The organism is Novacetimonas pomaceti (assembly GCF_003207955.1).
GTDB classification, from domain to species: Bacteria; Pseudomonadota; Alphaproteobacteria; order Acetobacterales; family Acetobacteraceae; genus Novacetimonas; species Novacetimonas pomaceti.
The window spans coordinates 39,561-53,079 of record NZ_NOXG01000005.1 but is presented as its reverse complement, the minus strand read 5'-3'; the positions used below and the strand labels follow the sequence as shown (position 1 = coordinate 53,079).

Below are 13,519 nucleotides of genomic sequence, written 5' to 3'. Positions count from 1 at the left end.
GGGCCGCAATCACAAGGTCGGGAAACAGGGAAGCCGGGGCATGTCTCCCCTGTCTGACACGCATGCGAACGCCATCCCGGCTCACAGGGACCGTTTGAAAAGGCAGGCCCGGCAACACACTGGGATAATGAAAAGTTTTTGGCGAAGTTTTTTTATGAAAAGCTTCGAAAGACGATATCCAAAAACTTTTATCTTTTTTATCAGCGAGTTATTTTCAAACAGTCCCTCAGAAATGCAGCGCCCCGTCATAGGCGGCAAGCACGGCCTCGTGCATGGTTTCGGAAATGGTGGGATGCGGGAATACCGTTTCCTTCAGTTCCTCGTCCGTCAGTTCGGATGTCCGGGCGATGACATATCCCTGTATCATTTCCGTCACTTCCGCGCCGATCATGTGCGCGCCCAGCAGTTCGCCCGTCTGCGCGTCGAAGATGGTCTTCACCAGCCCCTCGGGCTCGCCCATCGCGATGGCCTTGCCATTGCCGATGAAGGGAAAGCGCCCGACCCGGATCTTGTACCCGGCATCCTTCGCCCTCGCCTCGGTCAGACCGACGGAGGCAATCTGCGGACGGCAGTAGGTGCAGCCGGGAATGTTCAGCGGGTCCATCGGATGGACCTTACGCCCGGCGATCATCTCCGCGCACATGACGCCCTCGTGGCTTGCCTTGTGGGCAAGCCATGGCGGCCCGGCGATGTCGCCGATGGCATAGACCCCCTTCTCCGCCGTGCGGCAATAGGGATCCACCTTGATATGGGTGCGGTCCACCTCGATCGCCGTGCCTTCCAGCCCGATATTTTCGACATTGCCGACAATGCCGACGGCCGAAATCACCCGATCGACGGTCAGGTCGTGCGTCGCGCCGCCGGCCTCGACCTTCAGGGTCACGGTCTCGCTGCCCCTGTCGACCGACACGATCCTGGCCCCGGTCAGGATTTTCATGCCCTGTTTTTCAAAGGCCTTGCGCGCCAGCCCGCTTATTTCCTCGTCTTCCACCGGCACGATACGCTCGGCTACTTCCACGATGGTCACTTCGGAGCCCATGTTGCGATAGAAGGAGGCGAACTCCACCCCGATGGCGCCGGATCCGACCACGACCAGGCGTTTCGGCAGCGATGTCGGCACCATGGCCTCGCGATAGGACCAGATCAGCTTCTGGTCCGGCTCAAGCCCGGGCAGCACGCGTGCTCGCGCCCCCGTGGCGATGATGACGTGGGGCGCCAGCACCGTCATGGCCTGTCCGCCCGTCGTCGGCGTGACCGCCACCTTGCGGTTGTCGCCATCGCGCCCGTCGAGGCGGGCAAAGCCGTTGATGACCGTGACCTTGTTCTTTTTGAGCAGGTGCCCCACCCCGGCCGAAAGCTGCGCCGATACGGCGCGTGAGCGTTTGACCACCTTTTCAAGGTCAAAGCGCACATTATCGGCGGCAAAGCCGAATTCCGCCAGATTATGCAGCAGGTGGTTTATTTCCGACGCGCGCAGCAGCGCCTTCGTCGGGATGCATCCCCAGTTCAGGCAGATGCCGCCCAGTTGCGCGGCCTCCACCACTGCAACTTTCAGGCCGAGTTGTCCTGCGCGGATCGCGCTGACATAACCGCCGGGGCCGCCGCCAATGATGATGACGTCGAATTTGGTTCCATTCATGTCACGTCACCTCAGACCACGAGACTTAGCGGGTTTTCCACGACGGAGCGGAAAACGGACACCCACTGCGCGGCAAGTGCCCCGTCCACCACGCGATGATCCACCGACAGGGTGACCGTCATGACGGTCGCCGCGCGGATTTCACCGTCACGGACCACCGGACGTGCCTCCCCCGCGGCAATGGCGAGGATGGCGGCCTGGGGCGGATTGATGATGGCCGAGAATGCCTTCACCCCCATCATCCCCATGTTGGAGATGGAGAAGGTACCCCCCTGGAATTCCTGAGGCTTGAGCTTACCCGCCCGGGCACGCTTGATCAGGTCGCGTGTCTCCGTGCTGATCTGACCCAGGCTTTTCAGGTCGGCCTGCCGCACGATGGGCGTAATCAGCCCGTCGGGGATGGAGACGGCCATGGAGATGTCGATATCGTCATAGACAACCGTGACATCGTCGCCAAACGACACATTCACGTCCGGCACCCGGCGCAGCGTGACGGCTGCGGCCTTGATGAGCATGTCGTTGACCGAAATCTTGTACGCGCCCGCCCCTTCCGCAGGCGATGCCGCGTTGAGCTGTGACCGCAGGGCCAGAAGCGCATCCAGTTCCACATCCATTTCGACATAGAAATGCGGAATGGTCGATTTCGCCTCGCTCAGGCGGCGCGCGATCACCTTGCGCATCGTCGAATTCGCAACCGTGTGATGCGCGCTGTCGGCCGCGATGGGCGCGGTCGTGGCGGGGGTGGCCGTCGTGGGTTGCGCGGGGGCGGTTGCCGGGACCGGCGCGGGCTGGCGTGCCGCCTCCTCCACATCGCGGCGCACGATGCGTCCGTTGGGACCGCTGCCCTTGAGGGTGGACAGGTCAATGCCCTTCTGGCTGGCGATGCGCCGCGCGAGGGGGGAGGCAAAGATGCGCTTCCCCTTTCCCTGTGACGAAGGCTCCGTCGATTTGCGGGGCGCCGCATGATCCGTCGTGGGGGGCGAGGCAGTGGTGGCCGCCGCAGGTGCTTCGGACATAGGGGCTGCGGGTGGCGTGGCGGTAACCGCGTCCGGCACGGCCTCGCCCTGCGCGACCAGAATGGCGATCGGGGCGTTGACCTTGATGGCTTCCGTCCCTTCGGGCACGAGGATACGGCCCATTATGCCTTCATCAACGGCCTCGACCTCCATCGTGGCCTTGTCGGTCTCGATTTCGGCGACGACATCGCCGGCGGCGACCGCCTCGCCTTCCTTTTTCAGCCAGCGCGCCAGCTTGCCTTCCGTCATGGTGGGAGACAGGGCCGGCATCAGGATATTTATGGACATCGCGTTGTTTCCTCAGACGATCTTGCGGACGGCATTGAGGATCCATTCGACATTCGGAAGCGCCAGTTTTTCGAGGTTGGCGGCAAAGGGCATCGGCACATCCGCCCCGGCCACGCGCACGGGCGGCGCGTCGAGATAATCGAACGCATGTTCGATGACCTGCATCGCGATTTCCGCCCCGATCCCGGCAAAGGGCCACCCTTCTTCGACACAGACAAGGCGGCTGGTTTTCCGGACGCTGCTGACGACGGTTTCGGTATCGAGCGGGCGGATCGTGCGCAGGTTGATGACCTCAGCGCTGATGCCCTGTTCCGCCAGTTGCGCCGCAGCCTCCAGCGCCACGCCCACCATGATCGAGAAGGTGACGATGGTGACGTCCGTCCCTTCGCGTTCGATTCTGGCCCTGCCGATCGGCAGGATGAATTCCTCGTCCACGGGACAGGGAAATTTCTGTCCATAGAGGATTTCATTCTCAAGGAAGATGACCGGGTTGGGGTCACGGATCGCCGCGCGCAACAGGCCCTTGGCATCGGCGGCGGACCAGGGGGCAACGACCTTCAGGCCCGGCACATGTCCATACCAGCTTGCATAACACTGCGAATGCTGGGCCCCGACGCGTGCTGCCGCCCCGTTGGGGCCACGGAAAACGATGGGGCACGACATCTGGCCACCGGACATGTAACGGGTCTTGGCGGCGGAGTTGATGATCTGGTCAATGGCCTGCATGGCGAAATTCATCGTCATGAATTCCACGATCGGCTTCAGCCCCGTCAGGGCCGCGCCAACCGCCATGCCGGTAAAGCCCTGCTCGGTAATCGGGGTATCGATGACGCGCTTTTCGCCGAATTCATCCAAAAGCCCCTGTGAAACCTTGTAGGCGCCCTGGTACTGGGCGACTTCCTCGCCAATCAGGAAGACATCCTCGTCCCGGCGGAGTTCCGCGGCCATGGCATCGCGCAGGGCCTCGCGCACCGTGATTTCCTGTGTCTCGCCCCAGTCCTTTTCCCCGGCCGGCCGTGCTGCGGGCTGGGGCGGCGCGGTGGGTGCCGGCATCGGCGCCGTCGCGACAGGTGCTGCTGGCGTCGCCGACGTGGACGGCGCGGGTTCGGCAGCCGGCGTGTCGATGGCAGTACTTTCCTCATGCGGGGCCAGCAGGATGGCGATGGGGGTGTTGACGGCGATGTTCTCCGTCCCTTCGGGCACCAGGACCCGGCCGATGGTTCCCTCTTCCACCGCTTCGACTTCCATCGTGGCCTTGTCGGTTTCGATTTCGGCGATCACATCGCCGGGCGCCACGCTTTCCCCGGTATTTTTCAGCCAGCGGGCAAGCTTGCCTTCCGTCATCGTGGGAGACAGGGCAGGCATCAGTATCTGTATGGGCATCTCTGTTCAGCTTTCGACAAGCACATCGGTCCACAATTCGGACGGATCTGGTTCGGGGCTGGTCTGGGCGAAATCGCTGGCGTCCGTGACGATGGCCTTGACCTTCGCCTCGATGGATTTCAGTTCGTCTTCCGTCGTGCCCATCGCCAGCAGTTCCCGGCGCACCCGGTCGATCGGGTCGTGGTTCTTGCGCATTTCGTCCACTTCGGAACGCTGGCGGTATTTTGCGGGATCGGACATGGAATGGCCGCGATAGCGATAGGTGTCGACCTCCAGCAGCACCGGCCCCTTCCCCGCGCGGCAATGGGCGACGGCCTCGTGCGCGGCGTGGCGCACGGCCTCCACATCCATGCCGTCGACGTGGAATCCGGGAATGCCCCAGGGCTCACCATTGCGCCACAGCTCACGCGAGGCGGAGGCGCGTTCGACGCTCGTGCCCATGCCGTAACGGTTGTTTTCAATCACGAAGATGCAGGGCAGCTTGTGCAGCGCGGCGAGGTTGAAGCTTTCGTAAACCTGTCCCTGGTTGGACGCGCCTTCGCCGAAATAGGTGACCGCGACCTCGTCCGTGTTGCGGTATTTGTTGGCAAAGGCCAGCCCGATGCCCAGCGAGACCTGCGCGCCGACGATGCCATGGCCGCCATAGAAATTCTTCTCGCGGGAGAACATGTGCATCGATCCCCCCTTGCCGTGGGAATATCCCCCCTCGCGTCCGGTCAGTTCCGCCATGACGCCGCGCGGGTTCATCCCGGCCGCCAGCATCTGCCCATGGTCACGGTAGGAGGTGATGATCTTGTCACCGTCCTTGAGCTCCATCTGGATGCCGACCACGACGGCTTCCTGCCCTATGTAAAGGTGGCAGAAACCGCCAATCAGTCCCATTCCATACAGCTGTCCGGCGCGTTCCTCGAAACGGCGGATCAGGACCATCTGGTAATAGGCTTCCTGAAGATCGGTCTGGGTCATGCCCTGACTGTTGCGCCCGCCTATGTCGGAATCTTGTTTTTCACTCATTGAGCGTCCTTGCATTTTACATGACGTATCGACCGGGAACCGGACCGGATCAGGTCATTGCGCGGTAACCGGCTGTTGCGGTTCAGTTATCCGGATGGTGATGCCGCCCTTTCATAGGTTCCTGATGCGCCGCCTGACTTGTGATGCAGGCAGATGTCACCGATTTCCATGTCCCGATCGACAGCCTTGCACATGTCGTAAAGTGTCAGCCCCGCGATACTAACGGCTGTCAGGGCTTCCATTTCCACGCCGGTCGGCCCGGTGGTCCGGACGCGTGCCGTAATCTCGATGCCGGACCTGTCGGATGCGGGCACAAGCTCCACCCTGACCGATGACAGTGCCAGCGGATGACACAGGGGGATCAGGTCCGATGTCCGTTTCGCCGCCATGATGCCCGCGATGCGCGCCGTCGCCAGCACGTCACCCTTGGGCGCCGTGCCCGAAAGGATCATGTCCAGCGTGGAGGCGCGCATGCGGATGCGCCCCCGCGCCACGGCCTCGCGGCGGGTTTCGGCCTTGTCCGACACGTCCACCATGATGGCGTTGCCCGTGGCGTCCAGATGGGAAAGACCGGCCTTCGTCATGCGGGCGTGGTTCCCAGCAGGGCGTGCACCGCCTCTTCCAGGTTGTCGCTGCGCAGGAGGCTTTCGCCGACCAGAAAGCCGCTTGCGCCCACGGCGTTCAGCTTCATGATGTCTTCATGCGTGCGGATCCCGCTTTCGGAGACGATGATACGGTCAGGCGGCACCATCGGCGCAAGTTCCAGTGTGGTGTTCAGATCGGTCTTGAGCGTCTTGAGATTGCGGTTGTTGATGCCGATCAGTGATGTATCAAGCGCCAGGGCGCGGTTCAGTTCATGCTCGTCATGCACTTCGACCAGCACATCCATATCAAGTCCGCGTGCGATATCGAGAAGCTCGGCGGCCTCGGCATCCGTCAGGATCGCCATGATCAGCAGGATGCAGTCCGCGCCGATCAGGCGGCTTTCATGGACCTGCCACGGATCGAGGATGAAGTCCTTGCGCAGGATGGGCAGCTTGCACGCCTCCCGCACGCGGGTCAGGTCCTCCGCGCTGCCATGGAAACACGACCCTTCCGTCAGGACCGAAATGCAGGCCGCGCCCGCCTGTTCATACTGCTGGGCGATGAGGGTGGGCTGATAGTCGGCACGCAGGATACCCGCCGACGGGGATGCCTTCTTGATTTCGGCGATCAGGCCGATCTGGTGATCGGCGGTGCGCTGCTTGAGGGCCTGGCCGAACCCGCGCGGCGGGGTTGCGACCTCCCTGGCGCGGGCCGTGATTTCCTTCAGCGGCGTGATGGTTGCGCGTTGTGCGACATCTACCCTGGTGCGGGCACAGATCCGGTCGAGCACATCGGGCAAATCATCGGCATCCAGGTCCGGGACAGAATCGGTCTGTTGCGGCATCATTGGCGTGTCGTTCATTTTTTACCCTGTGTTACTCTATTCTGGCCTGTCCGCCCGGTCTTCACGAACGGAGTGCAGCACGGCATGCGCCGCGCCATTGTCGAGAACGTTGGCGGCCAAGGCAACGTTCGCACGCAGGGCGACAATATCAATCCTGTCGTCCCGAATGATATTTCCATGTCCGGCGACATGCAGCGCCACCGCCGCATTGAACAGCACGGTATCGCGATAGGCACCATCTGCCCCCTGCAGCAGCGCGGCAAGGGCGCGGGCATTATGTTCGGGGGTGCCACCCGCGATGGCCTCGATCGGCGCGGGGGACAGGCCCGCGTCCGCCGCCGTCAGGACCAGGTCGCGCACGACGCCGCCGTCAAGGGCACAGATCCGGTTTTCCCCCGCAAGGGTCAGTTCGTCCACCCACCGGCCATCGCCACAGTTGCCGCTGACGCTCCAGACGCAGTGCGATCCTTCCTCACGCAGGGTCTGGATTATCGGGCGCAGCCAGCGCGGATCGAATACGCCGATCATCTGCCGGCGCACCGCCCCCGGGTTGCACAGCGGCCCCACCAGGTTGAAAATCGTCCTGAACCCCAGTTCCCGGCGCACGCCACCCACATGCCGAAGGGCGGGATGATGGTTGGGGGCGGCAAGGAACGCCACCCGCCGCGTCCGGACCTGCGCGCGGATAGCGTCATGTTCCGTCGGTATGACGACCCCGAGTTCGCGCAGCACATCGGTCGCGCCGGAGCGCGAGGACAATGCCCGGTTGCCGTGCTTGACCACGGGGATGCCAAGCGCGGCCAGCACGAAGGCCACCGCAGTGGACACGTTGAAGGTGCCAAGCCCGTCCCCGCCCGTGCCGCAGACGTCGATGCATCCATCCGGAAGATCGGTCACGCCGATCATGCGCGCCCTGATCGCCCTTACCGCCCCGCGCAGTTCGTCGGGCGTTTCGCCTTTCATGTGCAGCGCCGTAAGGAAGGAGGACAGGCGGATGTCGGAGAACTGCCCGTCCATGATCTGCCCGAAGATACATTCCGCCGCGTCATGGGACAGATCATGTCCCGCCAGCAGGTCCTTCATCACGGGGCGGAAACTGCCAGCCACACGGGAGGACGGGCCTGAAGAATGTTCCATGGCGTATCAGGCAGCCTTGCGGGGCGTGACGCCATTGCGCGCGATGGCCAGGAAATTGGACAGGATGTCATGCCCGTGTTCGGAGGCGATGCTTTCGGGATGGAACTGCACCCCGAATATCGGCAGGTCACGATGCCGCAGCCCCATGATCACGCCATCGGCCGTCCAGGCCGTGGGGACCAGCGTATCGGGCAACGTGTCGGGATCGACGGTCAGGCTGTGATAGCGCGTGGCGCGGAACGGATCCGGCAGTCCCGCGAATATGTCTGTCCCGTTGTGCATGACGGGCGATACCTTGCCATGCATGGGCTGGGGCGCACGTACGACCTTGCCCCCAAAAACCTGCCCGATCGACTGGTGCCCCAGGCAGACGCCGAACATCGGGACCTGTCCCGCCGCGCGCGCGATCAGGTCGCAGCAGATCCCTGCCTCGTTCGGGGAACGGGGACCGGGCGAAAACACGATGGCCTCCGGATTCAGGCGCAGGGCCTCGTCAACGCTGATGGCATCGTTGCGCCGTACGTCGCAGCGTTCCCCAAGATCCCCCAGATAGTGGACAAGGTTGAAGGTAAAGCTGTCATAATTGTCGATCAGAAGGATCATGTCGATATCATGACCTTGTGGCGGGGCATGGTCAAATCCCTGTTCGGATGAATGGTAAAATAAATGTGTGTATTTTCGTACAACATCTATTCATCCGTGTTCCCGTGCCGGTCGCGCGTGGCAAAGCGGACCGCCTCTTCCGCCGCGCGGAACAGGGCGCGGGCCTTCTGGCGGGTTTCCTCGTATTCCGCCTCCGGCACGCTGTCGGCCACGACGCCACATCCGGCCTGCACATACATCTTCCCGTCCTTCACGACGGCCATGCGCAGGCCGATGCAGGTGTCCATCTGTCCTTCCGGCCCGAAATAGCCGATGCACCCGGCATAGGTCGCCCGTCGCGTGGGTTCGACCTCGTCAATGATTTCCATGGCCCGGATCTTGGGCGCGCCCGTCAGGGTGCCCGCGGGGAAGCCCGCCATGAGGGCGTCAAGCCCCTCCAGCTCAGGGCGCAGCGTGCCCTCCACGTTGGAAGAGATATGCATGACGTGGCTGAAGCGTTCGATGACGAACTGTTCCGTCACCCTGACCGAGCCGAGTTCGCACGCCTTTCCCACGTCATTGCGGCCAAGGTCGATCAGCATCAGATGCTCGGCCCGTTCCTTCGGGTCCGCCAGAAGGTCCTGCTCCAGGGCGAGGTCCTCGGCCGCCGTGCGTCCGCGCGGACGTGTCCCCGCCAGCGGGCGGACCGTCATCGTGTCATCGCGCAGGCGCACCAGGATTTCCGGCGAGGATCCCACGAGGCTGAACCCGTCGAGATCAAGGTAAAACAGGAAGGGTGCGGGATTGATGCGGCGCAGGGCGCGGTACAGCGCGAAGGGTGGCAGGGTGAAATCCGCCTCGAACCGCTGGCTTGGCACCACCTGGAACGCATCGCCTGCCGCGATGTAATCCTGGATGCGACGCACCATCGCGCAGAATTCGTCCCGCGTGAACGGGGATCGCGGGACCGGTGGCGCCAGCGGCGTGGCATAGCCCGGTGGCGCAGGCAGGGGCATGGCCAGCGCGGCGCGTGCCTCCTGCAGCAGTTTCTGCCCCTTTTCCCATATCGCTTCCGGCGACTGCGTGGCATCGGGCCGCAATGGCACGGCCAGCAGCAGTTCATCGCGCACCGTATCGAAAATGGCGAACAGGCCCGGCCGGATCATGATCCCTTCGGGCAGGTCCAGATCATCGGGCGGAATGTCCGGCAGGCGTTCGATCTGCCGGATCATGTCATAGCCCAGATAGCCGAAGACGCCGCCCGTCATGGGCGGCAGGTAGTCCGGCAGTTCGATGCGGCTGGCATGAAGGATGGCGCGCAGGGAGTCCAGCGGGGGCTGGGACTGTGGCACGAATTCATGTCGGTCGGCGGCCGGGTCGCTGCATATGCTGGCCCTGCCGTCATGGCAGCGCCAGATCAGGTCGGGAAGCAGTCCGATGACGGAATAGCGGCCCCGCGAAATCCCCCCTTCCACGCTTTCGAACAGGAAGGCGTTGCGTCCGCCATTGCCGCCCCCGTGCCGGGCGGCCAGGGACGACAGGTGCAGGAATGCGGCAACCGGCGTCAGCAGGTCGGCCGGTTCGACCCGCCATGCGATCGTCGGCCGCCCCTGGCGCAGGATCGCCAGCGCATCCTCCCTGTCGGGGGCGGGCATGGCCTGAAACGAAGGAATGAACTGTGAAGGGTCCGTGCTCACTGTCCTGCCTCTGGATTGCCCTTGCCGGAAACGGCCGACATGACCGCGTTGATGGCGCTCGGGTTGGGCTTGGGCTTTACCGTGGTCTGCAGGGCCATGGCATAGCCCATCTCCACGTCATCGGCCACGGCCTGCGTCAGGCTGGCGCGGATGCGGTCGAACAGCATGCGCTGCGTTGACGGATCGGGCCGCGAAATGTCCGTCAGCGTCGCGACGTAAAAGGCGCCATCGGCCTCTATCATCAGGCTCTGCCCCGGATGGTCGAGGCGGAAGGCGATTTCCGCGACATCGTGCGGGACGTCTGGCGTATCATGGGTGCGCGAGAATTCGGCGCTGTGAACCACATCGGCAATGGCAGGCTGGAGATGCGCCAGCCCCCCGCCATCCTGCGCCCGGTTGTAAAGGTCGGTGGCGGACTGGTCCGCGGCATGGCGCTGCGCATCCGCCATCCAGGCATCGCGCACCTTGCCGGCGGACGCTTCATAGGACTGGGGCTGGGCGGGGGTGATGCCATCGACCGTGACGGCGTACCATGTCCCTTCCGGCCCCTGGACCAGTTCGGGGCTGCCGCCCTTGGCCTGGGCAAAGATGCGTCCGGTGATGGCCTGCCTGACGGCGTCGCTGCCGGGGATGGGGGCGGGCGTGCCTTCCTGCGTCATGCCGTGGGCGTCAACGTTGCCGGACACGGCGGCCGCCCCGATATCGGCCGGGATGGAATCCAGCCCGCCGCCGGCGATGGCGTCCTGAAGCTTCTGGACCCGATCGCCCATCTGTGCCTGCACCTGCTCGGCGACGGCTTGCGACTGCAGTGCGGGACGCGCGGATTCAAAATCCGAAACATGCGCGGGCGTGACATGCGTGACGCGGAAGATCGCCCAGCCGGCATCGGTATGGACGGGTGGCTGGATCGCATCGACCGGGGCCGCGAAAATCTTCCGTCCCAGATCCTGTGATGGCACGGAGGCGATGCGGATGTCGTTCATTTCCACGCTGGCGCTGTCCCTGCCCGCGTCTTTCTGGATCGCATCCCAGTTCGCGCCCTGCTGCCATGTGGTCAGCAGTTCGCGGGCGCGGGCCTCGGTCGGGGCGGTGATGACCTGCACGGAGCGTGTCTCCGGCGTGTTGAACCGCTGTGACTGCTGTTCATACATATGACGCAGGTCGGCGTCCGGAATGGTGATGGAACGGGCCATCGTCTCGGGCGACAGCACCACGATTCGGGCATGCCGGTATTCCGGGGCCTGGAACCGCCACGGATGGTTGGCGTAAAAACGGTGCATCTGCGCGTCGGTGGGCGCGGCCGGCGTCTGCGATGCGAAGGGGACGCGCACGATGTCGACCCTGCGTGTCTGGGCCTCAAGGTCGAAGATGCGGCGCGTCAGGATGTCGGGCGCGGTCGCGCCGCTGCGAATCGGTTCCATCAGCGCCTTGGAAGCCTGCTCCGCCCGGACAAGCTCGATCAGCCGCCCTTCCGTCATGCCGCTGTTGCGCAGCCTGTTGTTGAACATGTCGCGGTCGAACTTGCCATTCTTGTCCTGAAAGGCGGGGATGGCGAAGATTTCGGCGCGCACCGCGCTGTCGGGCACGAGCAGCCCGTGGTTGCGCGCGGCAAGGGCCACTTCGGCCTGAAGGACAAGGCGCTGGAGGACCTGCTGGGCAATCTGTTCACGCGTGGTGGCGGGGATCTGGGATGGATCCTGCAGGTGCATCTGCTGCGCGATCTGGGGCATTTCCGTGCGCAGCGCCTGTTCATAGGTCGGCACAAGGATGGGATCCGGTCCCACGCGGGCCACGACATCGGCGCGTTCGGTGCCGATGTTCATCAGGACGTCGCCCACGCCCCACCCCACGAAAGTCAGGAAAAACAGCCCCACGACAATCCTGCCGACCCAGGAATCGACAAAAATACGGCACAAGAATGATAGCATGCAGACACCAGACCCAGACGAAAATCGGCAAGTAACGCAGCATGACCCATGCGCGCATGGCATGGATGGGCCACTTTTTCAGCAGCGGCACCATACGGCCCCCCCGGACATTTGACCAGAAGGCAGTTCAGCACGCCCCTGCCCCGCCGCATGGATGGCTTGCCACCCGTCGGGGGGGATGGTGTAGGCTGAAGGAAACAGGCTGCCGGTTCCCTGCGCCACCACGGGGTGGAGGATCGGTGGAATCGCAGTTCAGTATGTGCATGACCGGAAAAAAGCAGCAATGAAGCAGATAATCGTCGGCAACTGGAAAATGCATGGCATGACGGCCGACGCCGCCAAGGTCGCCGGTGACATCGGCGCGGCCATGTCCGAGGACGTCTCCGGCGCGCAGGTGGTCGTCTGCCCGCCCTTCACGCAGCTTGCCCTGATCGGGCCGAAACTGCGCGAACATGGAATCGCGCTCGGCGCCCAGGACTGTCATCAGGATCCCTGCGGGGCGCATACCGGCGACATCGCGGCCAGCATGCTGCGCGACCTGGGTGTTGAATACGTGATCCTGGGCCATTCCGAACGCAGGCGCGATCACAACGAACTCGACGAAATCGTGCGTGAAAAGGCGGTGGCCGCGGCGGCGGCCGGGCTGACCCCGATCGTGTGCGTGGGCGAAAATGCCGACCAGCGCGCGGCGGGAGATTCGCAGGAGACGGTGGGATGGCAGATCCAGGGGTCCCTGCCGCAGGGGTTCACGGGGATCGTGGCCTATGAGCCCGTATGGGCGATCGGGTCGGGAACGGCGGCGTCCCAGCAGGATATCGCGGACATGACCCTGTTTATCCGCGAGGAACTGGTACGGCAGTTCGGCGATGCTGGTAAAACCATAAAAATCCTTTATGGTGGGTCGGTCAACGGACGTAATGCCGCCGATATCCTGCCCATCGCCAATGTCGGTGGCGCACTGGTCGGAAACGCCAGCCTGGCGGCGGATACGTTCATGCCGATCGTCCGCGCGGCGGTCGATATCTGATTTCATCCGCCCCGTCCGGGGGGATAACTGGGAACAAGTATGATCACGGTCCTTCTTTTGTTGCATCTGTTTGTCACGGTGGCACTGATCGGGACGATCCTGATCCAGCGCAGCGAGGGAGGCGGTCTTGGAATCGGAAGTTCCCAGGGGATGGGATCGTTCATGTCGGGACGCGGCACCGCGACGCTGCTGACGCGCTCGACCGCGATCCTGGGCACCATTTTCATGGTGCTGTCGCTGACGCTGGCGATCATGAACCGTGGCGCCTCTTCCGGCGTGGGGCATGATATCCTTGCGCAGCCCCCTGCCCCTTCCACTCCGGCTTCTCCGGCTCCGTCGACCCATTGATCGTGCAATGGCCCGGTTTGCCCCATGTCGG

At 63.7% G+C, this 13,519-nt stretch carries 12 protein-coding genes; 2 read left to right on the top strand and 10 right to left on the bottom strand.

The genetic code is table 11. The features are described 5' to 3' along the window. Nucleotides 1–226 precede the first annotated feature (226 nt). The 10 genes from lpdA to CFR71_RS07095 all read right to left on the bottom strand — a co-directional run bounded on the left by lpdA (nt 227) and on the right by CFR71_RS07095 (nt 12,113). Nucleotides 227–1,639: a dihydrolipoyl dehydrogenase gene (gene lpdA / locus CFR71_RS07140; RefSeq protein WP_110529269.1), complete on the bottom strand. Its 1,413-nt coding sequence runs from the start codon at nt 1,637–1,639 to the stop codon at nt 227–229. Between the two features lie 11 nt (nt 1,640–1,650). Next, the gene (locus tag CFR71_RS07135; protein ID WP_110529266.1) at nt 1,651–2,943 is read right to left on the bottom strand and encodes a pyruvate dehydrogenase complex dihydrolipoamide acetyltransferase; all 1,293 of its coding nucleotides are present in this window, start codon (nt 2,941–2,943) and stop codon (nt 1,651–1,653) included. A gap of 12 nt (nt 2,944–2,955) precedes the next feature. Continuing rightward, nucleotides 2,956–4,326, bottom strand: a complete 1,371-nt coding sequence (locus CFR71_RS07130; protein WP_110529264.1) for a pyruvate dehydrogenase complex E1 component subunit beta — start codon at nt 4,324–4,326, stop codon at nt 2,956–2,958. A gap of 6 nt (nt 4,327–4,332) precedes the next feature. Continuing rightward, entirely contained in the window at nt 4,333–5,292 is a 960-nt protein-coding gene (pdhA, locus tag CFR71_RS07125) for a pyruvate dehydrogenase (acetyl-transferring) E1 component subunit alpha (protein WP_239019362.1), read from the bottom strand. A gap of 134 nt (nt 5,293–5,426) precedes the next feature. Then, a complete protein-coding gene (gene moaC, locus CFR71_RS07120; protein ID WP_110529256.1) occupies nt 5,427–5,924 on the bottom strand; it encodes a cyclic pyranopterin monophosphate synthase MoaC in 498 nt (165 codons plus the stop codon). Then, entirely contained in the window at nt 5,921–6,772 is an 852-nt protein-coding gene (gene trpC, locus CFR71_RS07115) for an indole-3-glycerol phosphate synthase TrpC (protein WP_110529253.1), read from the bottom strand. The genes moaC and trpC overlap by 4 nt, the downstream gene beginning before the upstream one ends. A gap of 33 nt (nt 6,773–6,805) precedes the next feature. Continuing rightward, the gene (gene trpD, locus CFR71_RS07110; RefSeq protein ID WP_110529248.1) at nt 6,806–7,906 is read right to left on the bottom strand and encodes an anthranilate phosphoribosyltransferase; all 1,101 of its coding nucleotides are present in this window, start codon (nt 7,904–7,906) and stop codon (nt 6,806–6,808) included. A 6-nt stretch (nt 7,907–7,912) separates the two neighbouring features. Continuing rightward, nucleotides 7,913–8,509: an anthranilate synthase component II gene (locus CFR71_RS07105; RefSeq protein ID WP_110529245.1), complete on the bottom strand. Its 597-nt coding sequence runs from the start codon at nt 8,507–8,509 to the stop codon at nt 7,913–7,915. Between the two features lie 86 nt (nt 8,510–8,595). Beyond that, a complete protein-coding gene (trpE, locus tag CFR71_RS07100) occupies nt 8,596–10,143 on the bottom strand; it encodes an anthranilate synthase component I (RefSeq protein ID WP_110529551.1) in 1,548 nt (515 codons plus the stop codon). A 38-nt stretch (nt 10,144–10,181) separates the two neighbouring features. After that, nucleotides 10,182–12,113 carry a peptidylprolyl isomerase gene (locus tag CFR71_RS07095; protein ID WP_110529241.1) on the bottom strand — a complete coding sequence of 644 codons (1,932 nt, stop codon included), beginning with the start codon at nt 12,111–12,113 and terminating at the stop codon, nt 10,182–10,184. 283 nt (nt 12,114–12,396) lie between these two features. Between CFR71_RS07095 and tpiA the strand changes: the two genes are divergently transcribed. Both tpiA and secG read left to right on the top strand, forming a co-directional pair. Beyond that, a complete protein-coding gene (tpiA, locus tag CFR71_RS07090; RefSeq protein WP_110529238.1) occupies nt 12,397–13,140 on the top strand; it encodes a triose-phosphate isomerase in 744 nt (247 codons plus the stop codon). Between the two features lie 39 nt (nt 13,141–13,179). Beyond that, nucleotides 13,180–13,488, top strand: a complete 309-nt coding sequence (gene secG, locus CFR71_RS07085) for a preprotein translocase subunit SecG (protein WP_110529235.1) — start codon at nt 13,180–13,182, stop codon at nt 13,486–13,488. Nucleotides 13,489–13,519 lie beyond the last annotated feature (31 nt).